The organism is Vibrio sp. E14 (assembly GCF_020515785.1).
Taxonomy (GTDB): Bacteria; Pseudomonadota; Gammaproteobacteria; order Enterobacterales; family Vibrionaceae; genus Vibrio; species Vibrio diabolicus.
In genome coordinates this window covers 42,730-67,609 of sequence record NZ_JAHPJI010000001.1, presented here as the reverse complement: position 1 = coordinate 67,609, position 24,880 = coordinate 42,730, and the positions used below count along the sequence as shown (strand labels likewise).

General features: G+C 45.5%; 20 protein-coding genes and 1 tRNA gene. 11 read left to right on the top strand and 10 right to left on the bottom strand.

The window, feature by feature from the left end; translation table 11 throughout:
- Positions 1–294: 294 nt before the first annotated feature.
- Positions 295–1,650, bottom strand: a complete 1,356-nt coding sequence (locus LIX84_RS00305; RefSeq protein ID WP_193448185.1) for a diguanylate cyclase — start codon at positions 1,648–1,650, stop codon at positions 295–297.
- 131 nt (positions 1,651–1,781) lie between these two features.
- Here LIX84_RS00305 and LIX84_RS00300 point away from each other — a divergent pair, with 131 nt between their 5' ends.
- Entirely contained in the window at positions 1,782–2,387 is a 606-nt protein-coding gene (locus tag LIX84_RS00300; protein ID WP_226420824.1) for an alpha-ketoglutarate-dependent dioxygenase AlkB family protein, read from the top strand.
- A gap of 69 nt (positions 2,388–2,456) precedes the next feature.
- Positions 2,457–3,545 (top strand): DUF3541 domain-containing protein, encoded by a 1,089-nt coding sequence (locus LIX84_RS00295; RefSeq protein ID WP_226420316.1) that lies wholly within the window; start codon positions 2,457–2,459, stop codon positions 3,543–3,545.
- A 54-nt stretch (positions 3,546–3,599) separates the two neighbouring features.
- On the opposite strand, the gene LIX84_RS00290 is transcribed toward LIX84_RS00295, so the two are convergent.
- Entirely contained in the window at positions 3,600–4,808 is a 1,209-nt protein-coding gene (locus LIX84_RS00290) for a NupC/NupG family nucleoside CNT transporter (protein ID WP_005393641.1), read from the bottom strand.
- 562 nt (positions 4,809–5,370) lie between these two features.
- On the opposite strand from LIX84_RS00290, the gene LIX84_RS00285 reads away from it, so the two are divergent.
- Positions 5,371–5,454 (top strand) — tRNA-Leu (locus tag LIX84_RS00285).
- Between the two features lie 32 nt (positions 5,455–5,486).
- Entirely contained in the window at positions 5,487–6,098 is a 612-nt protein-coding gene (locus LIX84_RS00280) for a DUF2913 family protein (protein ID WP_226420315.1), read from the top strand.
- A gap of 73 nt (positions 6,099–6,171) precedes the next feature.
- Here LIX84_RS00280 and LIX84_RS00275 read toward each other — a convergent pair whose 3' ends face one another.
- Both LIX84_RS00275 and LIX84_RS00270 read right to left on the bottom strand, forming a co-directional pair.
- Positions 6,172–7,572, bottom strand: a complete 1,401-nt coding sequence (locus LIX84_RS00275) for a tryptophanase (protein ID WP_226420314.1) — start codon at positions 7,570–7,572, stop codon at positions 6,172–6,174.
- Between the two features lie 300 nt (positions 7,573–7,872).
- Positions 7,873–9,117 carry an NADH:ubiquinone reductase (Na(+)-transporting) subunit B gene (locus LIX84_RS00270; RefSeq protein ID WP_226420313.1) on the bottom strand — a complete coding sequence of 415 codons (1,245 nt, stop codon included), beginning with the start codon at positions 9,115–9,117 and terminating at the stop codon, positions 7,873–7,875.
- Positions 9,118–9,279: 162 nt separating this feature from the next.
- On the opposite strand from LIX84_RS00270, the gene LIX84_RS00265 reads away from it, so the two are divergent.
- From LIX84_RS00265 to LIX84_RS00255, 4 genes are all read left to right on the top strand, one after another.
- Complete coding sequence (locus tag LIX84_RS00265; RefSeq protein ID WP_226420312.1) at positions 9,280–10,668, top strand: cytochrome ubiquinol oxidase subunit I; 1,389 nt, start codon at positions 9,280–9,282, stop codon at positions 10,666–10,668.
- Positions 10,669–10,678: 10 nt separating this feature from the next.
- The gene (gene cydB / locus LIX84_RS00260) at positions 10,679–11,677 is read left to right on the top strand and encodes a cytochrome d ubiquinol oxidase subunit II (RefSeq protein WP_134645373.1); all 999 of its coding nucleotides are present in this window, start codon (positions 10,679–10,681) and stop codon (positions 11,675–11,677) included.
- On the top strand, positions 11,677–11,775 hold the full coding sequence (locus LIX84_RS23545; RefSeq protein ID WP_074189740.1) for a DUF2474 family protein: 99 nt from the start codon (positions 11,677–11,679) through the stop codon (positions 11,773–11,775). The genes cydB and LIX84_RS23545 overlap by 1 nt, the downstream gene beginning before the upstream one ends.
- Positions 11,776–11,850: 75 nt before the next feature.
- Positions 11,851–12,249: a hypothetical protein gene (locus tag LIX84_RS00255; protein WP_046873883.1), complete on the top strand. Its 399-nt coding sequence runs from the start codon at positions 11,851–11,853 to the stop codon at positions 12,247–12,249.
- Between the two features lie 40 nt (positions 12,250–12,289).
- Here the strand turns inward: LIX84_RS00255 and LIX84_RS00250 are convergent, their stop codons facing one another.
- The 5 genes from LIX84_RS00250 to LIX84_RS00230 form a co-directional block, all read right to left on the bottom strand.
- Positions 12,290–12,772: a hypothetical protein gene (locus tag LIX84_RS00250; protein WP_226420311.1), complete on the bottom strand. Its 483-nt coding sequence runs from the start codon at positions 12,770–12,772 to the stop codon at positions 12,290–12,292.
- Complete coding sequence (locus LIX84_RS00245) at positions 12,769–13,086, bottom strand: GrpB family protein (protein WP_226420310.1); 318 nt, start codon at positions 13,084–13,086, stop codon at positions 12,769–12,771. Before LIX84_RS00245 ends, LIX84_RS00250 begins: the two co-directional genes overlap by 4 nt.
- A gap of 144 nt (positions 13,087–13,230) precedes the next feature.
- Positions 13,231–14,463, bottom strand: a complete 1,233-nt coding sequence (gene lhgO / locus LIX84_RS00240) for an L-2-hydroxyglutarate oxidase (protein WP_226420309.1) — start codon at positions 14,461–14,463, stop codon at positions 13,231–13,233.
- 8 nt (positions 14,464–14,471) lie between these two features.
- Positions 14,472–16,595 (bottom strand): TRAP transporter permease, encoded by a 2,124-nt coding sequence (locus LIX84_RS00235; protein ID WP_226420308.1) that lies wholly within the window; start codon positions 16,593–16,595, stop codon positions 14,472–14,474.
- A gap of 88 nt (positions 16,596–16,683) precedes the next feature.
- On the bottom strand, positions 16,684–17,694 hold the full coding sequence (locus tag LIX84_RS00230; RefSeq protein ID WP_010453237.1) for a TAXI family TRAP transporter solute-binding subunit: 1,011 nt from the start codon (positions 17,692–17,694) through the stop codon (positions 16,684–16,686).
- Between the two features lie 836 nt (positions 17,695–18,530).
- On the opposite strand from LIX84_RS00230, the gene brnQ reads away from it, so the two are divergent.
- Both brnQ and LIX84_RS00220 read left to right on the top strand, forming a co-directional pair.
- Complete coding sequence (gene brnQ / locus LIX84_RS00225) at positions 18,531–19,841, top strand: branched-chain amino acid transport system II carrier protein (protein WP_226420307.1); 1,311 nt, start codon at positions 18,531–18,533, stop codon at positions 19,839–19,841.
- A 103-nt stretch (positions 19,842–19,944) separates the two neighbouring features.
- Entirely contained in the window at positions 19,945–21,153 is a 1,209-nt protein-coding gene (locus LIX84_RS00220; RefSeq protein WP_226420306.1) for a GGDEF domain-containing protein, read from the top strand.
- 45 nt (positions 21,154–21,198) lie between these two features.
- Here the strand turns inward: LIX84_RS00220 and LIX84_RS00215 are convergent, their stop codons facing one another.
- Positions 21,199–22,548, bottom strand: a complete 1,350-nt coding sequence (locus tag LIX84_RS00215; protein ID WP_006741248.1) for a sigma-54-dependent transcriptional regulator — start codon at positions 22,546–22,548, stop codon at positions 21,199–21,201.
- Positions 22,549–22,717: 169 nt separating this feature from the next.
- Between LIX84_RS00215 and LIX84_RS00210 the strand changes: the two genes are divergently transcribed.
- Complete coding sequence (locus LIX84_RS00210; protein WP_164665359.1) at positions 22,718–24,790, top strand: sensor histidine kinase; 2,073 nt, start codon at positions 22,718–22,720, stop codon at positions 24,788–24,790.
- Positions 24,791–24,880 lie beyond the last annotated feature (90 nt).

Genomic DNA, 24,880 nt, shown 5'->3' with positions numbered 1-24,880 from the left:
CGGCTTAATAAGGGTCACTCTAGATAAAGCACGATGCGTGCCAACTTTAAAAAGGCCGTTTTTTAATAGATCCAGATGCATATCGTTGCTTTATTGACCATAAATTTCGCAAACTGCATTTGCAAAATGCAACAACATGCGAATATGCCACTTCATGCACTGCTAATAATGACTCTCTCAGCAAAGAGTCTATTAACATGTAAAGTCATATATTCTTATACCCAAATGATGGTGAGATTTCGGATTCTTAACCTTACCACTGCTCCAAAGCCCTGATTGAAATTGGGCTCAGGTTCATCCGCCATGTTTTTGTTGATACATTCTCTCATCGGCTATTTTCATCATTTGCTCTGGAGATGACATGTCCGGATCAAATATCGCGTACCCAATGCTGGTTCTCAGGTAAATGAGCGCTTCATCGTAAATCACGGGCGTCGAACATAAAGCTAACCTAAGCTTTTGTAGCAGAGACTGAACATTTTCTTCCGTCCCAGGGTTATGAACGACAACTAAAAACTCATCACCTCCCATTCGGGCCACTATATCTGATTTACGCAGAGAGCTTTTCACTCTTTCAGCCGTAGCGACTAAGACCTTGTCGCCTGCGTCATGACCATAGGTATCGTTAATATGTTTAAACCTATCCAGATCTATATTGATTAAGGCGAAGCTGTAACGCTTTTTGTAACGTTTCGCTATTTCAAACTGCTGCTTGTAAAACTTCATAAAATAGCGACGGTTTGGTAAGTGTGTCAGTTCATCATGCAGTGCTCTATCATCCGCAATGGTGTACAAGCGATAAATCGCAATAAGCGCGAGGCTCAGTGCAAAAACAATGGGATAACCGATGAGCCTTGCTAAATAAAGCTGATGCCAAGGAATTTGACGGTCGAGTTTGTCTCCGGAGAAAACCACCATACTCCACCCACCATAAGGAAAATGAACCATTTCTTTCGCGTATGGCGTTTTGGTTTCACTCAGCGCGCCAAAGAAAACGTCACCAAAAGCACCGCCACTGTCGTAACCACGAATCATCAAAGGATAGCGATAAGAGAAATCGATCACGCCAGTTTCTCGCATCAGAGCGTCAAAATTAATCACCGCACTGATCACCCCCCAATAATCTTGGTTCAACGGTGGGTCAAGAAAAACCGGAACCCGCACGATCAAGCCTTTGCCGCCTTGAATCAAGTTGACAGGTCCTGCTATGAATATTTCTTGTATATCCTTGGCTTTTTGCACCTGCACCCACTGCTGTGGCACCGTTCGGTAATCGAGGCCGATTAAACGCTCATTACCTTGGCGGGGAAATATATGACTGATAACATCATTCTTCGCAATGCCAATGATCGTAATATGTTTGCTTTTGCTCAGGATGCGGTGAGCCGCAATGTTCAATTCGTCTTCTTGGTTTTTAGGCAGTAAAGTAATAAGTGTCGCCAAGGTACTGGCTTTATAGATATCCGCCATAAGTACCGCTTCCAAATTGGAACGGAGGGTGGAAAGTTGTTCTTTGGCCTCAACTTGAACTCGCTCTTGGTGAAGCTCTTGCTGATTTCGATGCAACAGCTCAATAACCCCAACGCATAAAGCGAAAAAACAGAGGAAGAACAATGCAAAATAGCATCGCTTTCTGGGTAAATAACGCATTTTCTCCCCACAACTCGTATATCGTTACGAGATTTTTATTTATTGTTAAAATTCTTACTATCACAAGAATAACCAATCCCAATCGGAAAGGTAACAGTGATTAAAATTTTTTATGTTTTAGGTATGAGATGATGCATCAACAAGGCGATTTATTTGGCGGTACTCAGTGGCAAGAAGTAGAAAGGGGTAAACTCTATTACGATCCTTACTTTCTTAGCAATCTAGAAGCGGATCACTACTTTGACCAACTTCTGGAAACACTGCCATGGCATCAAGAGCGCATTACCATGTTCGGCAAGTCAGTACTTCAACCTCGTTTACAAGCGTGGCACGGTGATGCAGCATATACTTACTCAGGCTTAACCATGCAGCCTCACCCTTGGACTCCTGAGTTAACTCAGCTCAAAGTGCGCTGTGAGACGATTGCGGATGTAGCCTTCAACTCTGTACTTGCCAACCTATACCGACACGGCCAAGATTCGATGGGCTGGCACCAAGACAATGAACCAGAGCTAGGTAGAAACCCGGTTATCGCCTCTTTGAATTTAGGTGAAACACGTCGATTTTTGCTCAGAAATTTACATTGTAAAACTGAGATTGAATATGAGCTTTCTCACGGCTCCTTACTGGTTATGGCTGGCGAGCTCCAACATCACTGGAAACACTGTGTACCAAAAACCGCGAAAACCAAAGGTGAACGTATCAATCTGACTTTTCGACAGATTTTTAACTATTGACTCAGCTTTTACATTCTTAATTAATATTGATGGTAGGTTTAGATTCAGGACTTCATAGGGAATGGATTTATGCGTATCAAACCTCTTAGCTTAGCGGTCTTACTCTCTTGCTCACTTACCTTTGCTGTTCAGGCATCACAGGAAGAGATACCGCTCCTAGATAATGCTCAATCAGCACAGTTGATTCGTAATACCTACGAGCAGGAACTGTTCACTTTACCTGCGTTTAAAGAGGGGCACTTTGGCTTACGCATGTACCGCCAGACATTAGATGAGAAATATCACGCTGCCGTTTGGACCGACATGGCACAAGTAGCTAGCCGATTAAACCGATTTGCTAATGAAGTCGTTGAACCTGAAGATATTATTCTTTATTCATCACAAAGATTGACCGCGTATCAAGAGAAAGAAAGTGAGCGAGGGCAACGACGCTATACCGTCACTAAACACCATCCTGAATATCTTTATCTTGGCGTGGATTTGCTTGGCGCAATGGCAAGAGCAAACGAATATGGTCTGAAACATAAGCAAGACAAAACGCTGAGAAAGATCCTGAGGCGCTACGATTTCTCGCGTTACGTTACGGACAAAGAAATGATAGAGGCGTGGGCAGCTCAGCTCGCAAACCAAGTCTACTGGCTTCGCCAGCTTGGTGAGCAAGATGTGGTCGAGGAATTTACTCAAACCTTTCGCAGTACCTATCCCGACGATAAAGATAAGATGCTGTCAGCTCAGCAGTATTGGAATAAACTCTATGGTATGACGCACATCATCTTTGCCGACTCACAGTACTATCAAGTGCGGGTAAGCGAAAAGAAACACCAATGGATTTATGATTACTTTCGCAACAACATCGACACAATCCTGCTAAGAGCCAAAGAAGACGTGATTGCAGAAGTCGGCATTTCGTTTTTGTTAGCAGGCTTGGATCACGATCCGGTCGTCGAGAAAACCCGCCAAGCCATTCGTCACGCAATCAACGCTGAAAAAGGGATGATTCCATCAGCCGATGGGAGTTTTGATCTCAAGTACGGCGAGCACCGTAATGTGCTAGCCATCATGCTGCTCGATTGGAAAGGGGTACATAAAGCGCCAACTTATCAAGAGCACCCTGACGCTTTTAAATCAATACCCTACGGCTTAATACCTAAGCCTTAGAAATAATAAAACCCGCCATTTGGGCGGGTTTTTAGTGTGCATCTTCAATCTAAATTAGAGCGAGATGAAAATACCCGCTAAACACGCACTCATCAGGTTAGCGAGTGTGCCAGCAGCAACCGCTTTTAGGCCTAGACTTGCAACATCTTTGCGGCGCTCAGGTGCCATCACGCCGATAGAACCCAGCTGAATCGCAATTGAACCAATGTTTGCAAAGCCACACAACGCAAAAGTGATGATGACTTGAGTATGCTCAGAGAGCGTCGCTTTGTGCTGTACAAAATCGATGAACGCAACAAACTCATTCATCACCACTTTCTGACCAATGTATGAACCCGCAGCAAGGATTTCGTGGCTTGGCACACCAATCAACCACGCTAGAGGTGCAAACAAGTAACCAAAAATCGCTTGTAGCGTCACACCAGAGAAACCAAGTATGTCACCTAAGTTTTCTAGTCCCGTGTTCACCATCGCGATAACACTAACAAAAGCGATAAGCATGGTACCAACAGCAACGGCCACTTTCATACCGCCCATGGCACCGCTTGCTAGCGCATCAATAACGTTGCTTTCTTCTGATTTATCTAGCTCAATATCGTTGTAATCGCTTGGCGTTTGGCGTTCAGGAACGATAATTTTTGCCATCATCAAACTACCTGGAGCTGCCATAAAGCTTGCCGCAATCAAGTATTTTAGGTCGACACCTAAACCGGCATAACCACCAAGCACACTGCCCGCCACTGAAGCCATACCACCAGCCATCACAGCAAACAGTTCAGAGCGAGTCATGTTCGAAAGAAATGGACGAATAAGAAGTGGGGACTCGCCTTGAGATAAGAAAATGTTACCTGTTGCAACCAGAGACTCTGCTTTACTCGTACCCAAGAACTTCTGGATAGCGCCGCCAATAAATTGAATCACTTTTTGCATGATGCCCAAGTAGTAAAGGGCGGAGATAAGAGCACTGAAGAAGATGATGATAGGAAGGACACGAATAGCGAAGATAAAGCCAGAAGAAGCGAGGTCACCAAAGAGGAATTTAATCCCCTCATCAGCAAAGCTGAGTAGCCCCGCGACACCATTACTTAAACTCGCCAGCGCCGCCTGACCTAACGGGAAATAAAGCACTAAGGCAGCAAATCCCATTTGTAGCATCAAGGCGCGAGATACGGTTTTCCAATTAATGGAAGAACGGCCCTCAGAAAGTAGGAAAGCACAACCTAGCAGTGCAACAATACCAAATAGACTAAATAGAACACTCATGAGCTGGACCTACTGAACGTTGAAAAAGAAAAAAGAGCCAAAGGAATTGGCAGAAGAAAGGGACAACGCAGCGAGTGATAACTCGCCTTCAGATCCAGAATGTAGACAGAACGAATAGTTCGACATCTTATTTTTACCTTATACAAGCAATTGAACGTAGCTGGTCCGGTCCGTGGGGTCATTCACTGCTGGCGAGCGTATTGCTTAGCCTGCTCCATGTGACGGCTTGTATGGGTAAGGGTCCTGAACAACTAAACCCTAATTCCCGCTTAAACGGGACGCAAGTATAGCCAACAAAAAGAGATATTCATCACATTTATTTACGCAAACGTTCAAGCGTTCAAAATTTAGGCAAAAACGTTCTTTTGTCGTCATACCGTTAATAAAAGTAAGGGCATAAGGACAGACTTTGATGGTAAAAAACGCAAAAGTGACCAATAAATACGCAATCAAACTCGAAAGATCCAAAATTCGTCATTTTGCTCTCGCCAACAGATGGATTTTGGTTATACAATTCGCGGTGCTTCTTTTCGAGGCCTCTGAGTATTCAGAGCATCATGATGCCGAGATGGTGAAATTGGTAGACACGCTAGCATGAGGTGCTAGTGCCTTTGGTGTGAGGGTTCGAGTCCCTCTCTCGGCACCATTATCCTTCTTCCCTAATTTTGTTCGAGTGTAATGCAAAGTTCTAAGCAGGCAAGACAGTCTACAGATGCTAACCAACTTCTGAGTGAGCTTGCGGTTCACGCTTTATTGCACCTGCACTTTAAAATTCACGCGTCCTCAGATGGTCTCTCCCTTAAAGAGCGTAACGACTTACTGCAGAAATGGCTGAAGCCAAAACTGAAGAGTAATCGCTATAAGCTGATTAAAAAGCCGTTAAAGTCTTTGACTCAACAGGCAAAAGGCGAGAACGGAAATCTGGAAGCGTTACTCGAACGTTGCGTGGGTGCAGATAAACCAAGTAACCCTCAACCTGATCTAGATAGCTACTTGCTGTTGATTAACGAGATTGAGAAGAAGTTGGGGACTACTATATTATTATCTCGACCGGAAGACGTCGACTTATCTCACGACCAACACGGCTGTTTGCTATGTGTGCTTTCTGAGAACTTAAATCAGCATTTCGATGATAATAACGCCCTAATCGCTCCTATTTCGATGCTGTTCCGTGGACCAATGAGCCAACGTTCACTTTTCCTTGGCAGTATTTACGCCAGTGGCACCTTCAATTATGAAGTGCAGTACCAGGACGATCAGTTCGTTCGTATTACATTAGAGTTGGCGTAAGTGTAACGCTAAGAAACAAATCGAAAAAGGCCGCGAAACTCGCGGCCTTTTGCTTTTCTATATTCAGCCTTAATTAATCGTTCTCTTTAAACCGAGCAGTAAAGTGGCGCAGCACTGGTGGCTCGTACTCGAAAGTGAGTCCTTTTAACTCATGAGCACGATTTTTCAGTTCGATAATCGCATCCGCAATGTAATCCATATGATCGTTTGTGTAGACACGACGTGGAATGGTCAAACGCATCAACTCAAGCTCTGACGCTTTTTGTTTACCCGTTTCCGGATCTCGACCAAGCAACAGCGATCCTATCTCTACTGCTCGAATGCCCGCTTCCAAATACAAGGCATTACACAATACCTGCGCAGGGAACTGATCCGCTGGAATATGTGGCAAAATCTTAGCGGCATCCACAAACACTGCGTGACCACCCGTTGGGTATTGAATTGGAATACCGCCCTCACGTAAGCGCTCACCTAAGTATTGAACTTGGCTAATTCGGTAGTGAAGAAAATCTTCATCCGCCGCTTCATACAAACCGCGAGCGAGCGCTTCCATATCACGCCCAGCCATACCACCGTATGTCACAAATCCTTCCATGGGTACACAACGCGTCTGCACTGCTTGGAACAACTCTTTATGATCGCGAATACAACACATACCACCAATGTTTACCATCGGGTCTTTCTTAGCCGACATCGTCAACATATCGCCGTATTGATACATCTCGCGAATGATTTCCAGAATCGATTTATCGTCGTACCCCTCTTCACGCTGCTTAATAAAGTAGGCGTTCTCACAGTAACGAGCCGAGTCAATCACCACTGGAATATCGTACTTGGTTGCGATTTCGTACACGCTGCGCATGTTTTCCATCGACACAGGCTGGCCACCGGAGCTATTACAAGTAATCGTGGTGATAATCGCACATATGTTATGTGAACCGTGCGCTTCAATTGTTGCCACCAGCTTATCGATATCAAAATTGCCCTTCCAATCATAAGGCGTAGTGGTGTCGAATGCTTCTTCCGTTACCACGTTAATCGCTTTACCGCCATTGAGTTCAATATGACCCGCTGTGGTATCAAAATGGTAGTTCGAGATAAATACTGGCGTTTCGCCACCACGCACCTGACGCATACGCTCAATCAAAGCTGGGAACAAAATTTGCTCGGCACCACGCCCTTGGTGCGCAGGCACGGTGAGCTTATAACCAAAGAAGTGCTCTACTGCATCACACAGGTTGTAGTAATTTCGGCTACCCGCATAGGATTCATCCCCCATCATGATGCCAGCCCACTGATTATCACTCATGGCACCAGTGCCAGAGTCAGTCAGCAAATCGATATAAACATCATCACTACGAAGAAGAAATGGGTTATAACCCGCTTCTTTTAACGCGACTTCACGGTCTGCCAAAGTGGTCATTTTGATTGGCTCAACCATTTTGATACGGAAAGGTTCTGGAATACGTTTCATTGTTAATTTCCTTATACGCATTGCCCTACGCGCTATCACGTAAGACTAAAAAAACAAATAGATAAAAATGCTTTTCAATGCGGTTGCATTGAGGAAATCAACGAGAAGAAATTTTACTAAGAAGAGACAAGCAGTAGTCTAGGTTGTACCAGAACGACAGCACCAAACGGCTATCGAGAATATCCTTTATTCTCATCGTCTTCGTCCTCCTGATAAAAATAAAAAGCCAGAAACCCCATGTTTCTGACCTTTTCAATATAGTGCAGTTTTCAATCAACTTTCAGTGAAGTCATCCTCATTTTAAGAAGGTCTCGCCCTTTTCATTCTGCGTTTGATATTACTTTCTTTGACTAAATAATCGAAAAGTGGCGCGAATAAGTTAGCAAATAGAATCGCTAACATGATGCCTTCTGGATAAGCTGGGTTCAGCACTCGGATAAAAATCGTCATCACACCGATTAATAGTCCGTATGCCCATTTACCGCCATTGGTAAAAGCCGCCGAGACGGGATCTGTCGCCATATAGAAGGTACCAAACGCGACCCCACCAATCACGAAGTGCCAGTAAAACGGCATGGAGAACATGGGGTTAGAGACCGAACCGATCGCATTCAATAGTAATGAAGCCGCCACTAAACCGCCCAACACGCCCGCAACGATTCGCCACGACGCTATCTTCATAAAGATAAGAATAAAGCCTGTTAATGCAATCAACAGCGTGGAGACTTCACCCATCGAGCCTGGCAAATTACCAACAAGAGCATCTCCCCATGAAATTGGCTGTCCCGTCATACTATTTATCAAGGCACTTTGTCCACCTTCATACCATTGGCTCAGCGGTGTAGCGCCAGAGTAACCATCTGCCGCAACCCAAACAGCCCCGCCAGACATGTTAGCGGGATAAGCGAAGTACAAGAAGGCTCGCCCTGCTAGTGCCGGGTTTAAGAAGTTTCGCCCCGTACCACCGAAAATCTCCTTCGCCACAACAATACCGAAAGTGATACCCAAAGCCGCTTGCCACAGTGGAATTGTCGGAGGAAGGATCAACGCAAAGAGTATAGAGCTAACAAAAAAACCTTCATTTACCTCGTGCTTTCGCACAATAGCAAACAGAACTTCCCAGAAACCACCAACGATAAACACCGTCGCATAAACGGGTAGAAAATAAGTAGCACCAAGCCACATTTTACTTGCCCACCCCGCTTGTGAAACCGCATCTAACGAGCCCCATACCCAACTCAGTTGCCACGAAGAAGCCAGCGCTTGCTGAGCTGAGGCTTGATCCATTCCATATAACAAAGCATCGCTGGACTGCTGACCTATGTTGTACATACCCCAGAACATGGCAGGGAAGACCGCCAGCCACACCATGATCATAATACGTTTTAAATCGATGCTATCTCGAACGTGAGTCATGCCCTGGTTAACCTTACCAGGCGTGTAAAAAATGGTTTCGACAGCTTCGAACAATGGATAGAACTTGTGATACTTCCCACCTGGGCCAAACTTAGGTGTCGCTTTCTCAAAGTAGTGTTTAAGGCTCATAACAACTCCTCTTTTACCTAAAAGATGGTACGCACTGCCGTAAAAAGCGATCGTTTTTTAATCTCTTAGCCTTCCTTCTTCGTATTCCATTTTGTTCGTCGCTCTTCCCTCATCTCTTCTAATTCGGCGAACTGTTAATTCGAAACTTAAAAGGGAATGCCCATGGACACACTCGCCATCGATTTAGCCAGATTCCAATTTGCCTTTACTGTCTCTTTCCACATCATTTTTCCAGCGTTTACGATTGGTTTGGCAAGTTACCTCGCCGTGTTAGAGGGCTTGTACTTAAAAACGGGCAACAAACAGTACATGCAGATCTATAAATACTGGCTCAAAATCTTCGCTATCAGTTTTGGTATGGGTGTGGTAAGTGGCATCGTGTTGAGCTATCAATTCGGGACCAACTGGAGCGTATTTGCCGACAAAACAGGCCCAATCTTAGGCCCGTTAATGGGCTATGAAGTTTTCACTGCGTTTTTCCTCGAAGCGGGGTTTTTAGGCGTGATGCTCTTCGGTATGGATAAGGTAGGTAAGAGGCTTCACTTCGCCGCGACTTGTATTGTTGCATTCGGGACGTTTTTGTCTGCGTTTTGGATACTTTCGGTTAATAGTTGGATGCAAACACCAGCGGGCTATAGTATCAACGAAACCGGACAGTTTATCCCAGAAGACTGGTGGGCGATTGTCTTCAACCCTTCTTTCCCTTACCGGCTCGTTCATATGTTGCTCGCCGCTTACCTCACTACCGCCTTTGTTGTAGCGGGCGTTGCCGCTTATCACTTACTAAAAGCAAACCATAACCCTCTAGCCAGAATTATGTTCTCGATGGCAATGTGGATGGCTGCCATCGTGACACCAATTCAAATCGTTGCTGGAGACATGCATGGTTTAAACACCCTTGAACATCAACCCGCCAAAGTCGCCGCGATGGAAGGGCACTATGAGTCTCACCAAGGCGCGCCATTGATCCTCTTCGGTATCCCTAACGATGAAGAAAAACGCATGGAATACGCACTGGAAATCCCCAAACTCGGTAGTTTGATCTTAACTCATGACCTCAACGGTGAAGTGAAGGGATTAGATGCTTTTCCAGAGGAGGAACACCCTCCTGTCTCTATCGTTTTCTGGTCTTTCCGAGTAATGGTCGCGCTTGGTTTTGGCATGCTTGTTATTGGTTTGTGGAGCCTATGGTTAAGAAAACGTCGCAAACTTTTTGATTCAAGGGCACTTCAACGTATTTGTGTCCTGTTTGCCCCAGCGGGGTTCATTGCAGTTTTAGCAGGCTGGATAACCACCGAAGTCGGTCGCCAGCCTTACACCGTATACGGTCTTTTAACCACAGCCAATTCGGCATCGCCTATTGATGCCGCCGCGGTGAGCGTCTCCCTGACGGCGTTCATCGTGGTTTACTTTGTGGTTTTTGGAGCTGGCTTTTTCTATCTCCTACGTTTGATGCGCAAGTCTCCAACTCGATATGAAGAAGGTCTAGATAGCCGACTTCCTGATGGCACGAAAACCGATGCCATCACACATTCTAACCATCTAACCTAGGAGCTAACTCATGGATTACGCATTAATTTGGTACGCTTTGATTGGGCTCGCCGTTCTGATTTATGTCGTGTTAGATGGCTTTGATCTCGGTATTGGTATCCTATTCCTTAGCGCTAATGACGATGAAGAGCGCGACATGATGATGAACAGCATCGCTCCTGTTTGGGATGGGAATGAAACTTGGCTAGTTCTTGGCGGTGGTGGGCTTTTTGCCGTGTTCCCCCTCGCCTACGCGGTCATTATGCCAGCACTCTATGCTCCCCTGATTTTAATGCTGCTCGGGTTAATTCTGCGCGGGGTTTCTTTTGAGTATCGCTTCCGAACACAACGCGGAAAGTTTTTATGGGATAGCGCTTTTTTCATTGGTTCACTCACCGCGGCATTGATGCAAGGCATTATGCTTGGAACCCTGCTCCAAGGTATAGAGGTTAGTGAACGAGCTTACGCAGGTGGATGGTTTGATTGGCTTTCGCCATTTAGCGTATTTTGTGGCTTGGCGCTTGTCTGTGCTTATATTCTGCTCGGTTCATGCTGGTTATTAATCAAGCTTCCAGAAGAGCTGATGGGGTGCTATTACGTGGTCGCGCGACGATGGGGACTAGCGATGGTAGCCTGTATATTCATCGCCAGTTTGTGGCTGCCATTGAGCCAAAATATCGTATTTGAACGTTGGTTCTCATTACCAAACTCGCTGCTGTTTTTCATTTTACCAATCATTGCAGCGGCACTCATTTGGCAGCTATTCAAAGCCTTACTCGACCACAAAGCTGTTCGTGCCTATGTACTTGCCATCGGCCTGTTTCTTGTTTCCGCGATGGGTTTCGGTGTCAGTACATTTCCTTACTTGGTTCCCTTCGCACTCACTTATCAAGACGTCGCCGCGCCAGATAAAAGTTTGGCATTTTTACTTGCCGGTGCGGTGGTATTACTTCCTCTGATCATAGCCTACACGGCTTATTCGTATTGGGTTTTCCGCGGTAAGATGAAACGTGGAGAGGGATATCACTAATGAAACTAAAACCCATTTTGTGGTTCATTGGTATTTGGCTGGCAAGCGTGGTCGCCTTGTTTATCATCAGTTCGTTGATACGAGCTGCGATATTGTAGGCCAAGAGTCTACTGCACCACATCTGAAGTCATTGAGGTCTATACTCAAGCAAGAGTAAACAACGGAGTGTTTTTATGACCTTAAAGCAGATTCTGGCAACTTTGATTCCTTTGACAGGTCTACTGTTTTCACCAAATGCATTGTCCGTAGACAAGCAGATGTCATCCGCCATGAAAAGTAAAATGCGGTCTATTTGCTCCACAACAGACAAACAGGGCCATTGGCAAATTGCTGAAGCAACTCCTGACGCCAGACGCTCACTCAACATGGTGCTTTATCAAATGAATGCCGATGATAAATTGAAAGCAATTCATGAGGTGAGAACGAAAATGGTCGGCGGCACCCATTATGCATTTGAGTTCGAGTTGCAAGATGGCCAAGTCTGGAATGCGATTGTGTTGCACAGTGCCCGAGGCGATTACATGATCGAAAGGCACGCCAAGAAAGGTGAGCTTTGCTCCAAAGAGCAATAAACACTACAGCTCTACAGTCAAAACAGTAAAGGCGACTGAGTCAGTCGCCTTTACTGTGGGTATGTTTAGGTATCGCTTCAAAAGCTTGGGAAAAGTAATAGCTTTTAACCTGAGGTCTAATCAAATCACAAGCTAACCCAAGGTCATCATGCTTTGTGGAAGGTAAATGTTCTGATAGAACCTCTTTTGACTTTTTATCAACCGTTTTAAAAGATTCAATAATTCTTAGAGGAACGTGAAACTGATGATCTCTCACGAGAAAGAAATAGTATTGGAGATGCTCGCCATATGTCGCAGCGTTATTAATCTCGCTACCAATTTTCACAGCTTCAACACGACTGCCTTCACAATCAAATTTAAACACATTGGTAATTTCTGCTTCCATAGAGCCTGGTACATAAACGACATAGCCAGCACTGAGCTCATGACCAATTAATACATAGCTCTCGTCGCGCTCATGCAGTTGATACGCAAAAGAATGAAATGCACTACAAAGTAAAATGAATCCAAGCCGTTTCTTCATTTTGTCTTCAACTCATTTATGACTTTACGTACGAAGTTTGCCTTAGCATCCGTATATTTTTCGATGGTAATTTCAGCTTGTTCCACCAAAGAAAGTTTTAGAGAAACATGAGGAAAGTGCGCAATACCTAGTACCATATCGATAATAGGTTTGGCAGGCATATCCAAAATGGCAGTACTGCCAATATGCTCGATTTGAGTTGACATCATCTCCATCACTAACGCCAGTTCAGAGCGGCTGCGTGCAAACTCCTGTCGCCATGCAGGGTCATGTTTAACGACGTCGACTTTGTGATTGGCTAAACCTAATTTCATCCATCCCTCTCCTAATAAACCCAAATATCATAAGAAGGAAATTATCCAATCACCAAAGTAAAAGCCAAACTTCCGGCACACCCGACAATAATCACCCAACAAATAGAGTCATCTCTGGTGTACTTTTGGTTTGGCTTTCTACTGTTAAACCGTCTCGGTTTTCGCCTCTATCTTCTCATTCACTTTATCGCAAATGTACTCCCCAATCGGCATTGCCGATGTCGCTGCGGGAGAGGGGGCGTTGCAAACGTGTAGGCTTCTTGCGCTCTCGGCAAACAGGAAGTCATGAACCAAAGTGCCATCGGATAACACTGCTTGCGCGCGAATACCCGCAGGATATGGTTTGAGGTCTTCGACCTTGATGCTTGGGCAGTACTTATTGACCAGTTTGAGATAGCCCGGCTTCCACCACGAGTTCTTAAACTCATCCAGTCCGGTTTTTAGATGCTTTTGTGTCACTTTCCAGAAACCGGAGAATCTGAGCATTTGCATGGTATCTTGCAGGCTAAAGTTGACCTTATCGTACCCTTCTCGCTTCCAGCCTTGCACCGCATTTGGACCAACAGTCACACTGCCATCAATCATGCGAGTTAGGTGGACACCCAAAAAAGGCAAATCAGGATCTGGAATTGGGTAAATAAGATGATTCACCACTTGGTCGTGCTTACTATCCAAACGGTAGTATTCGCCGCGATAAGGGATGATTTGAAAATCGGTTGGAATAGACATCATCTTAGTCATGCGATCCGCCATCAAGCCACTGCAAGTAACCAAGAACTTGGTATTAAGTTGCATGGTTTGATCGTCTGAAATGCAGGTCAATTGGACTTCTTCGTCCTTCTCTTCGGCAGCCACCACTTTAGTTCTCAGGCTAATTTGCCCGCCGAGCTTTTGGAACTCTTCCGCCATCTGCTCAGTGACCAAACGATAGTCGACAATACTGGTGGTTTTGACATAAATCGCGCCCAAGCCAGTGATGTTTGGCTCAGCCAGCTTGAGTTGAACTTCATCAAGTAGCTTTACGTCGATGCCGTTTACATAGCAGCGCTCATAGAGGGCATTCATGCGTTCGACTTCTTGCTCATTGGTCGCAACCAGTAACTTGCCACAGTTCTCCACCGGAATATCGTGCTCAGCACAGAACGAAATGGTTCGCTCTACCCCACGCTTACAAAAATCGGCTTTTAAGCTGCCTGGTGCGTAGTACACCCCAGCATGAATCACGCCACTATTGTGTCCGGTTTGATGCTTGGCAAAACCGGATTCTTTCTCAACCAATAAAATGGATTTTTCTGGATGACGTTGCTGCAGTTGCCATGCCGTCGACACACCAACGATACCGCCACCAACAATGATGTAGTCATAGACTGATTTCATACGACCTCTTATAAAACCGATAGTTGAGATTGTTGCAATTTGAACTTGCGACCACTGTAAATGAACACCGCGACAAATACCGCGCAGCTTGCCACACAAACCAAGATTGGGATGTCGTGCCAAACCAGCAAAGTACCCACCACAACCAACAAGAGACGCGTCAGAATGTTTAGAGGACCTTCCAAGTAACCTTCAATCGAACCAATCAATGCATAGGTTCCTATGATGGCAAAGAAGCCCACGGTAATCACCGACGTCACATCCCAACTGACCAAGCCTGTGTAAGCAATCAACAACGGGACAAGATACAAACCTTTGGCGATTTTCCACGCCATCAGACCGGTACGCATTGGCGGTGTTTTTGCAATGGTTGCTGCTGCAAATGCGGTCAAACACACTGGAGGCGTAACGTTACTGTCTTGCGATAACCAGAAGATGATGAGGTGAGCAGCCAGCAATGCCAAGCCTACCGCTTCCATACCCAAACTTTGTTCTAGTAGGGTTTCCATAAAGTCCGCAGGCACTAGCGCCACCATTTCTTTCGCGGTTTCCAACGCCATTGGTGCATTAAGCAGTTCCAGCTTTTCTGGCACCGCCAACATAAAGATGGCTTTTGCTTGTTCAGGCAATTGACCCGATACCATCAATTCAAGCAATTGGTTTTCTGCAATCAACTTGTAAAGCGCAGGGGCAGACAGTGTTCCCAATACAATATACGCCGCTGTTACAGGTAAACCCATACCCAAAACAAGAGAAGCGAGCGCAATCAGAACGATCATGATGAACAAGTCGCCATTCGCCCAACCGTCGATCATCAGTGAGAACGTGTTGCCGATGCCCGTTGTACTGATCACGTTGATCACCAGACCAATACCCACCAGCAATACGGCAGTTGTCGCCATGTTTTTCGCGCCTTGCGAAAGTGCTTCGATGATCGCTTTTGGTCCCATCTTGTGATCTTTCGAGAACCAAGACGCCACCACCACTGAGATGATCGACAAGCCCGCAGCGTAAGTCGGTGTAAAACCTTGAACCAACAAAGTAACCAATACCGCCAGCGGGATAAGGTTGTGCCAACCGCTGATCAACACTTTTAATAGAGATTCATCGCTGGTCGTGATTTTTTGAACGCCGCTGCGTTTGGCTTCGATACGCACAAAGAACGCAACAGACAAGAAATAGATAAGAGCAGGAATGAAAGAAACCGCGATGATATCGACATAAGGAATTTGCGTGTAAGACGCCATGATGAAAGCACCCGCTCCCATCACTGGTGGCATCAACTGACCACCTGTCGACGCCGCAGCTTCAACGCCCGCCGCGAAGCGCGAAGGAAAACCTGCTTTTTGCATTAAAGGAATACTGATAACACCGGTGGAAACCGTATTTGCCACACTAGAGCCAGATACTGAGCCCATCAAACCGGAGCCAATCACCGCAATAAAACCGGGACCACCAATGATTTTGCCAGCCGCAGCACGTGCCACATTGATGATGTAATCACCAACACCAGAGCGCACAAGAAACGCACCAAACAGAATGAACATGAATACGAAAGTCCAACTGATGCGCGAGATAGAGCCAAACATGCCCTCAGAAGAATAGAAGCTGCGGTAGAGCAAGGTTTCCATGCTCAAACCCGGGAAGTGGAAAATACCTGTCGCCCACTTACCCCAAAGCACAACGTAGCTTAAACACACCACGATCAGCACTGGAATAAACCAACCCATAGTGCGTCGAATCAGCTCGATAACAATCAGAATTGCCATGATGGCGAAGACCCAATCGCTGGTCACAAACTTCACGCCACGCTCATACAGCGCATCTTCGGCATAGGGAATGTAGAGCAAACACGCGACCGCGCCCATGGCAATTAACACATCGATACCGAGTGCAATCTTACTCTGCTTGAGAGAGATATGAGCCGGATACCAAAGCGCACAAATCACCGCAAAGCCAGCAAAGTGGGTCGCGGAAATCCATAACTCCGGTAACGTCGATAAGGTATTAAACCAAATGTGCAAAGCAGACAACACTACGCCAAACACAGTGATTGTAGTGATTACCCACGGAAAATCAGTGCGTGTGGGCAGCTCAAACTTCTGCAATTCCTTTTCTATTGAGTCGCTCATCTCATACTCCAAGCTCTGGCGGCTTTTTCCATCTTAGAAATCGGTAGGGATAAAATGCCCCGAGCCGAAACTCGGGGCGAAGTAGGCGTTATTTCGCCATTAGGTCTGATGGGATTTCGATGCCCATTTCTTTGTAGTAACGCGCCGCGCCTGGGTGAAGAGGCACTGGCAAGCCAGCGATCGCTTTCTCAATTGCCATTGCTTTTGTTGCTTTGTGGATGCCTTGTAGGAAAGGCAGGTTCTCGTAGATCGCTTTGGTTAGCTGGTAAACGTCTTCTTCCGAGATATCTTCACGAACTGCCAAGAAGTTTGGCTGTGCAATGGTGGTGATCGGCTTATCTAGACCCGGATAAGTGTTCGCTGGGATCTCGTACTTCGTCCATAGGTTGTAACTGCCATTCGCCTCTTTAATCTGCTCATCGGTAAACGAAAGAATCGAAATGTCTTTACCCAGCGCAGCAAAAGCTTGAGTGACCGCACCAACAGGTACACCCGCAGGCGTGTTCATGCCGTCAATGGTGCCGTTTTGAAGTGCGCTCGCACTGCCGCCGTAACCCATGTAAGCAAGATTGAATTTATCAGGGTCTACCTTCAGACCTTTCATGATTTGGCGACCAGAGTTCTCTGTACCTGAGTTCTTCTTACCGATAGAAAACTTCTTGCCATCTAGGTTGTTCAGGTCAGTCACTGTGCCCGTTTTTGCTAAGTCAGAACGAACAATAAAGTGCTCAACGTTTTGCCACAACATAGAGACCGAACGCAGCTGTTCTTGGCGACCGCTCTTCTCATAAGGACCTTCACCAGACCAAGCCCATGCACCGTAAAGACCTTGCAGAATCGCGAACTGTGCTTCGTTTTCGTTCAGCAGTTTGACGTTTTCACCAGAGCCCGCAGAGCTGATTGCAGAAAGGGAGAAGTGGTGCTTTGGTGCCAATTTCACTTTGCTTAACGTCGCCAGCGCTACGCCCACAGGGTAGTAGGTACCACCTGTCGATGCCGTTGCAAGAATGTAGCTACGATCTTCTGCCGCAGCGTTAGCAGCAATACCAAAAGAAGTCACAGCGACAGCCAAAGCTTTTACCAGCTTGTTCATTTTCATTATTACTCTCCGTGTAGTCGTTTCACGATTGGGGATTTACATCATGTTAAATCTTTATTAACAACAAATTCCCTAGAGCAATTGAAATGCCAACTTTTAACTCTTTGTATTTATTGAACTAAGTGCTGAAGGACATCAAAAATGAGCAAAATCATGCTGATTTGATAGCAAAGTAATGAGCAAGATCTTGCTTATTCAAGAGAAGAAGGTTGCACGCCTAGATCGCAAAAGGTTAATAAAATGTGATCAAGACAAAATAAATGCACGATTCACTAATAAGCAATATTTTGCCGATGCAATTTTGGATTGAACTGCAACTAATGAGTGTCTTAACAATAAGAAGAAAAAGCGCATCATTCTAAACTGCTCACTTTATCAGCGGAGGCTTATAGCCTAAACGACTACAAATAGCACAAAAATACAGCAAAACAAGCCATGTTAATGAAATGAAAAGTCATTTATTCTAATTTTGAATTTAAAAACCAGTTCGATCCACCAGTTCAGAAACAAACATTGACCGTATCAACTTATTTTCTACTTCGGGGTTGTGCCAATAGCCTCATGTTCGTTAGGGTAACTACACACCAAGGCAAACGTATTCCTTGGTGCTTTTTTGTCACTAAGGGTCACTCATGTCAGCAACTGCGCAATCACAATTCGCTTTAAAACGCCCATCTGGCGTTGCTGCTGCGATCCTCCTGCTCTCTCTGGAACTGATTCAGAGCTGACAGGCTATATCTAAACTTTCTGTCAGCTTGAGAAGAAGCTGACGGGAACACCACATACTCCTCCCATTCCTTTCAGTTTCTTCCAAGCGAAACATAAGAGGAATAACAATGTTAAGCGCACGCAATATCGCCGCTTTGGGCTTCATGACTTTCGCCATGTACTTAGGCGCGGGTAACCTGATCTTCCCTCCATTTTTGGGTTATCAAGCAGGTGAAAACTTTCTGAGCGGGATGTCTGGCTTCCTCTTAACGGGCGTAGGTCTGCCTGCGATGGCACTGGTGATGGTGGCTATCGTAAACGGTTCAGACAAATTAACCGCTGCCCTACCTAAACCTTTGGCGACCAGTTTTTGGGTAATGGTATTTATCGTGATTGGCCCTGCTTTCGTAATACCACGTGCGATTACCGTCGCTTACCAATTTAGCTTTGCACCAATGTTTGGTGATGCCGCTTTGGTGCCTTTCACTATTGCCTTCTGTGCTATCACCATTCTATTTGCCCTATATCCGGGTAAGTTGGTCGACAACCTAGGCAAGATCTTAACGCCTGCCTTGATGGGTATCTTGATCATCATGTCTGTGACGGCTTTGGTTTCTCCTGCAGGCGAGCTAACTGCCGCAACGGGACCATACGTATCTGGCGCATTTGCTGAAGGCTTAACCCAAGGCTACATGACCATGGATGCGCTAGGTTCTATCGGTTTTGGTTGGATTATCTTCCGCGCGATTCGCAGCATGGGTGTGGATTGCCCGAAAGCCACTGCAAAGTACACACTAATTGCTGCTTTGATGTATGCAGTTGCCATGGCATTTGTTTACATCTCATTGGCTTACATTGGTTCGACGAGCTCGTACTTGGGTTCTGAGTTCAGTAACGGTGGCGATATTCTAACGGCGTTCACCTTCAGCCACTTCGGTGCATTTGGCTCACTATTACTAGGTGCCGTGATGGTATTGGCGTGTTTGACTACTGCTATCGGCGTAACCACCGCAGGCAGTGAGTTCTACGACAACACTTTCAGCAAAGTGAACTACAAAGGCTGCGTGATCACAACCATGGTATTGGCTGGTTTGATCGCCAACGTAGGTCTAGAGCAACTATTGGCTATCACATTGCCAGCGGTTATGGCGCTTCACCCAGTCGCGATTGCATTGATGATCATGGCACCAGTGTGCAACAAGATGTCGCAAATCATGGTCGTCGCGACGGCGTTCACTGCTCTAACGTTTGGTTGTGTTGATGCGCTGCACATCCTAGGTTACATGCCAGATTCCACCGATGAGTGGATGGGTAATTACATGCCTCTGTACAATGACTTTGCTAGCTGGATTATACCTAGCGTATTTATGATGATTGTTGGTCTGCTATTTACGACGAAAACCAACCAAGCCGAACAATTCGAGCTGGTAAATGAATAGCCGTTTAACATAAGACATCACTCAATAAGTAAGTTAATATGTAGTTCGCTTATTGATATCAGGCAAAGGAGTTGCCTGAACTATGGATTGATGTGGAGCGCTTATGGACAATCAGTATTTAGACATCAGAACGCTCAACTTTATCGTTATTCTGTTCTCTTGCATTTACTCAATCAGTCTACTTTGTTACCAATACACACAGAAAAAAATCAAAGGCTTAAAGACTTTTTCTCTCTCGCTGTTATTTATTGGCTTTGGGCCTTTTTTACTGGGATTTAGAGGCTCCGCACCAGATTGGCTTACCATCGTCATTGCTAATACGCTCATATTAATCGGCTTCTTGCTTACGCTTTACAGCGTGAGCATTTTTCGTCAATTCCCTCTAAAACTGGCCCACTCACTCGCTTTTTTAACGCCCATTTTCAGCGGTTCGTTTTATTATTTCACCTTCCATGACCATTCAATTAAAAGCCGTATCATTTACTTAAGTGTTTATATCTGCATCGTTACGTTTTTTAGTGGGATCGCCATGCTGAAAGGCACCAAGCAAGACCAAAAACTCCCAACCATAGTGATGGCGTGCTCCTTCTTTTGCTTCAGTATTTTTATGGGCTTCAGAGCACTTTGGAGCGCTTTCGCCAATGAAGTGCCAAATTTTATGACCGCAGGTTTTATCCACCAGATGACGTTTTTACTTAGCATCTGTCTGATTGTCGCTATGAGCTTTAGCATGTTGTGGCTAATTAATGGCCGCTTGATACAGTCAATCAATGATCTCTCACATTTAGACGCCCTCACAGGGCTTCATAATCGTCGCGCGATGGAAGAAATTGTTCCAAATCTTGTTAATCAAGCGCACAAACGGAACCAATCAATAAGCATCATCATGACCGACATGGACGAGTTTAAAGCGATTAATGATCACTATGGCCATACGGTAGGCGATTCCGTCATGGCTACGATTGCCGCTATCTTTAAGAAACACCTCCCAGAGTCAGCTTGCACAGTACGATTTGGTGGTGATGAATTCATGATTGTTTTACTTGAAAAAGCACAACGAGCCAAAATTGTTGCCGAGCAAATTCGTCTAGCGGTGGAAACTGATACCTCATTGCAGTCATTCGAAAATGAGATCACCATGAGCTTTGGAATCAGTGAGTTATCTGAGGGACAATCACTCCACGAGGTCGTTGCTGAAGCTGACGAAGCGCTGTATAGCTCTAAACATACGGGCAGAAACCAAGTCACCTTGTTTGGAGAAGGGAAAGGCCTAACTTATAAGTTTGTCCCGACTCCCTCGAAGAGCGCTTAATCATATTTGTGACGCCCATAGCGGTAAATCAGCTTAAAAATGGCGTTAAGTATAATCAGAGCGATTTAAACCAAACTTTTGCATCTTTTGATTCAAAGTTCGACGAGGTAAATCCAACTCCTGCATCACCTCGTTAATGCGTCCGTGATGCCTGACCAATGAATCATGCAGCACCTTGCGCTCAAAATTGTGTAATTGAATAACCAGTGGAACACCCACTTGCGTCTCCTCCGTGGTTGACGAAGGACGGCTAGAGAGAATTTCCATCACAGATACCGTTTCATCCAAAGCAAAACGCATAGCCACGTTTCGCAGCTCTCGAACATTCCCAGGCCAAGCGTAGGAAAGCACAGCGTTTCTATCTGCATCACTCAATGGTCGGGTTTCAGGGTTAGTTTGCAAGGTGAAGTGCTCAAACAAAATCAGTGAATCTTCTTCTCTCTCCCTGAGTGGCGGCAAATAAATTTGCGCGACGTTGAGCCGATAGTATAAATCTTGCCGAAACTCTTCATGATCATTGAGATCTTCTTTCGCCGCCGCGATCACTCGTAAATCAACGCCGATCTGCTGATTCCCCCCCACTCTTTCAACGGTATGCTCTTGAAGCGCCCGCAGCACTTTCACCTGCATCGACAACGGCATGCTTTCTATCTCGTCAAAAAACAACGTGCCTTTATCGGCGTATTCCAACTTGCCGATGCGTCGTTTGTTTGCACCAGTGAACGCCCCAGCTTCGTGACCAAACAACTCACTCTCGAAAAGGTGTTCTGGAATCGCACCACAGTTTATCGGCACAAAGTGATGAGGTTTTCTTTGGCTTTCATTATGTAAACTGGTCGCCACCAGCTCTTTACCACAACCCGTTTCACCGTAGATGATCACGTTAGTATCGATTTTCGCCAGTTTCGCAACTTGCTCGCGTAATTGCTGCATCACTCGACTTTGACCAATGAGCACCTCTTCTAAACCACTCACGCTAGCTAGATATTCTTGGCGGTGAAGCGTCGATGTTTGCGCGCGATGGCTCTCGACCGCATCTGTCACACGTTGAGACAAACGCTCCGGCTGGAAAGGTTTTTCAATAAAATCAAACGCGCCGTTTTGTAGCGCATTCACCGCCATATCCACATCACCATGACCAGTAATTAGTATCATTGGTGTTGGAATGTGATTCGCAATAAGGCTCTCTAAAATCGAAATTCCATCAGTATCTGGCAAACGAACATCACTAACTATCGCATCAAACTCTTGGTTCAGAATGGCGGTTTTGCCTTCCTCCCCCGAGCTAAAAGCTATGACGTCAAACCCCGCCAATTGCAGCCATTGGCTTGTTGCTTGACGAACGATGTCATCATCTTCAATTAGGGCGATACGCGGAATGTCGTCAAAAGTCATGAGTTACTGCCTGATCGGTGATAGAAGTCTTTGCTAAAGTTAGCAAAAACCATGCTATAGAAAAGGAGCTAGATCCCACTTCTTAATCACAATTCTTTAACATCCAATCAGTTAAGCGCACTCTTTCACTACCAACTACGATAACTATATTCAGCCAAACGGAGTCCGAATGCAGCGCACTAAGAATGGGAAAATGTGGCTAACCGCCGTATTGATCAGTGCGCTGGTGATCTTTTTCTACGGTGCTAGCCGAGAGGTGGCCCATCAATGGCTGAGCGTCCAAACTCAACAAGAAGCACAACAGAAACTCCTCGACTACATTGGTGAAGTCCGCCGAGCATTAAAACGTTTCTATCACCTTCCCTATCTCGTCACGAATAACCCAGAAACAATTGCGTTTGTTAAAGGCAATTTAAACTACTACGAGCCACTTCAAGCACAACTGACACAGCTCGATAAAGCCGCGAATACAGAGGGTTGGTTGATACTTTCAACCTCGGGAGAAGTGTTGGTATCGAGTCTGATCGATGAACGGTTCAGTCGCTCTGACCGCCGTGCGATTGTCGAACAAATACAACGTCAGGGAGAAGGCGTCTCACTAGTGAATAAAACAAAAGGTTCTAGTCCACTTTACTACCTCTCTGCACCAATTTTTGATGGTTTGGAGATAGCGGGCATCGTTGTTGTTCAAATCAACCTGAGTTTGCTAACGGAGCAGACCATCACCAGCCAAGACATCATCACGCTACAAAATCGCCATCAACGCTTCTTCCTCTCCAGCAGTACAAACTATAACGCCGACTGGTTTAATGAACCGAATAACCAAGTCAAAGTCGAAACTCAAACACTGTATGACAATACGGTGATTCATTTCTGGACTCTCAATCAGCAGCGCTACTTTGCACACACAGTAAAGCTGGACGACTTAAACTGGTTTGTCAGTTACCTTATTCCGACCAAACCTGTTCAGCAAACGATTAGTGTCATTGGATGGAGCATCGCAGCGCTCCTCCTGCTCCTTATTCTATTGGTGATCATTGGTTTACAGCGTCGACAAAAACATCTCAATCAGCAGCGTATTCAAGCTTTACTAGAAGAATCGCAACGCCGACTTAAACAGATGATCAATAAAACACATGTTGGTTTGTTGTTGATTGATGAACAAGGTCTATTGTTCGACCTCAACCCAATGGCAAAACGCCTTTTTTGTCTTCCTGAAAGTGTGAATCGTCATACCTTCGCCTGGGAGTTATTTGATGCGGGTAATTCAAATTCGACCACACTCACTTTGCTTAGAGATCTGCCAAAGCATAAGGAACTAGCAGAGATTAGCGCTGTAGAAACCATGGCGCGACGCAGTGATGGCAGCGTATTTCCTGTACTATTTTCACTCACTAGCTTCCCATGGCACGGTGAGCAGTATTTCCTTGCTACCATAATCGACATTAGCAAACGTAAAAAAGCGGAACAATCGCTGCAGCTGATTAACCAAGAGCTCGCTCAAAGGGTGGAAGAGCGAACTCAAGCTTTAAAACAAGCCCAAGAGCAATTGATTGAATCAAGCAAAATGGCAGCATTGGGCAGAATGTCGAGCGCGATTACCCACGAGTTAAACCAACCATTGACTGGCCTGCGTACCCTTTTAACCACCAACGAGTTGCTAGCAGAACGTGGACAAACAGACATGATGAAAGCCAATAACAAGTTGATTCAAAAGTTGATTGACCGCATGGCAAGCATGACCAGTCAGCTAAAAACGTTTGCCTACAATAAACCAGAGACACTGCACGAGATATCGCTGACAAACGCTTTAGAAGAGACGCTACGCGTCTATCAATCTCAACTCGCGAAGGTAGATGTTCGGGTACGCATTCCCAACGATTTACCCAATATCATTGGTGAAGAGCAACGCCTACAACAAGTGCTCGGCAACCTAATTTCCAACGCATTAGATGCGATGAAAGAGACCCAAGATCCCCAGTTAATGATTGCCGTTACACCCACTACCGATAATGTTGAGGTCGTGGTAAGTGATAATGGGTGTGGGGTACCTTCAGACCAACTCGATACCATGTTCGAGCCTTTCCAAACCAGTAAAAAAATTGGTGAAGGACTGGGGTTAGGACTTTCCATCACCGCCAACAATATGCGAGATATGCAAGGGAAAATCAGTGCGCAGCTCAACGCTGATAAAGGCATGTCCTTCACCTTAATGTTTGAGCTCGCTCCTCATCGTAGCTAATCCAACGCCATCCACCTCTCCAGCTTTTCTCCACGCAATTAAAGAGCAATAAACCCTGATCGACTTTATAAAGCGAGTTGCCTAACCTAC

Coding starts and splice junctions, on each gene's coding strand:
- LIX84_RS00305 (WP_193448185.1), bottom strand. CDS start 1,650: ATGCGTTATTTACCCAGAAAGCGATGCTATTTTGCATTGTTCTTCCTC.
- LIX84_RS00300 (WP_226420824.1), top strand. CDS start 1,782: ATGCATCAACAAGGCGATTTATTTGGCGGTACTCAGTGGCAAGAAGTA.
- LIX84_RS00295 (WP_226420316.1), top strand. CDS start 2,457: ATGCGTATCAAACCTCTTAGCTTAGCGGTCTTACTCTCTTGCTCACTT.
- LIX84_RS00290 (WP_005393641.1), bottom strand. CDS start 4,808: ATGAGTGTTCTATTTAGTCTATTTGGTATTGTTGCACTGCTAGGTTGT.
- LIX84_RS00280 (WP_226420315.1), top strand. CDS start 5,487: ATGCAAAGTTCTAAGCAGGCAAGACAGTCTACAGATGCTAACCAACTT.
- LIX84_RS00275 (WP_226420314.1), bottom strand. CDS start 7,572: ATGAAACGTATTCCAGAACCTTTCCGTATCAAAATGGTTGAGCCAATC.
- LIX84_RS00270 (WP_226420313.1), bottom strand. CDS start 9,117: ATGAGCCTTAAACACTACTTTGAGAAAGCGACACCTAAGTTTGGCCCA.
- LIX84_RS00265 (WP_226420312.1), top strand. CDS start 9,280: ATGGACACACTCGCCATCGATTTAGCCAGATTCCAATTTGCCTTTACT.
- cydB (WP_134645373.1), top strand. CDS start 10,679: ATGGATTACGCATTAATTTGGTACGCTTTGATTGGGCTCGCCGTTCTG.
- LIX84_RS23545 (WP_074189740.1), top strand. CDS start 11,677: ATGAAACTAAAACCCATTTTGTGGTTCATTGGTATTTGGCTGGCAAGC.
- LIX84_RS00255 (WP_046873883.1), top strand. CDS start 11,851: ATGACCTTAAAGCAGATTCTGGCAACTTTGATTCCTTTGACAGGTCTA.
- LIX84_RS00250 (WP_226420311.1), bottom strand. CDS start 12,772: ATGAAGAAACGGCTTGGATTCATTTTACTTTGTAGTGCATTTCATTCT.
- LIX84_RS00245 (WP_226420310.1), bottom strand. CDS start 13,086: ATGAAATTAGGTTTAGCCAATCACAAAGTCGACGTCGTTAAACATGAC.
- lhgO (WP_226420309.1), bottom strand. CDS start 14,463: ATGAAATCAGTCTATGACTACATCATTGTTGGTGGCGGTATCGTTGGT.
- LIX84_RS00235 (WP_226420308.1), bottom strand. CDS start 16,595: ATGAGCGACTCAATAGAAAAGGAATTGCAGAAGTTTGAGCTGCCCACA.
- LIX84_RS00230 (WP_010453237.1), bottom strand. CDS start 17,694: ATGAAAATGAACAAGCTGGTAAAAGCTTTGGCTGTCGCTGTGACTTCT.
- brnQ (WP_226420307.1), top strand. CDS start 18,531: ATGTTAAGCGCACGCAATATCGCCGCTTTGGGCTTCATGACTTTCGCC.
- LIX84_RS00220 (WP_226420306.1), top strand. CDS start 19,945: ATGGACAATCAGTATTTAGACATCAGAACGCTCAACTTTATCGTTATT.
- LIX84_RS00215 (WP_006741248.1), bottom strand. CDS start 22,548: ATGACTTTTGACGACATTCCGCGTATCGCCCTAATTGAAGATGATGAC.
- LIX84_RS00210 (WP_164665359.1), top strand. CDS start 22,718: ATGCAGCGCACTAAGAATGGGAAAATGTGGCTAACCGCCGTATTGATC.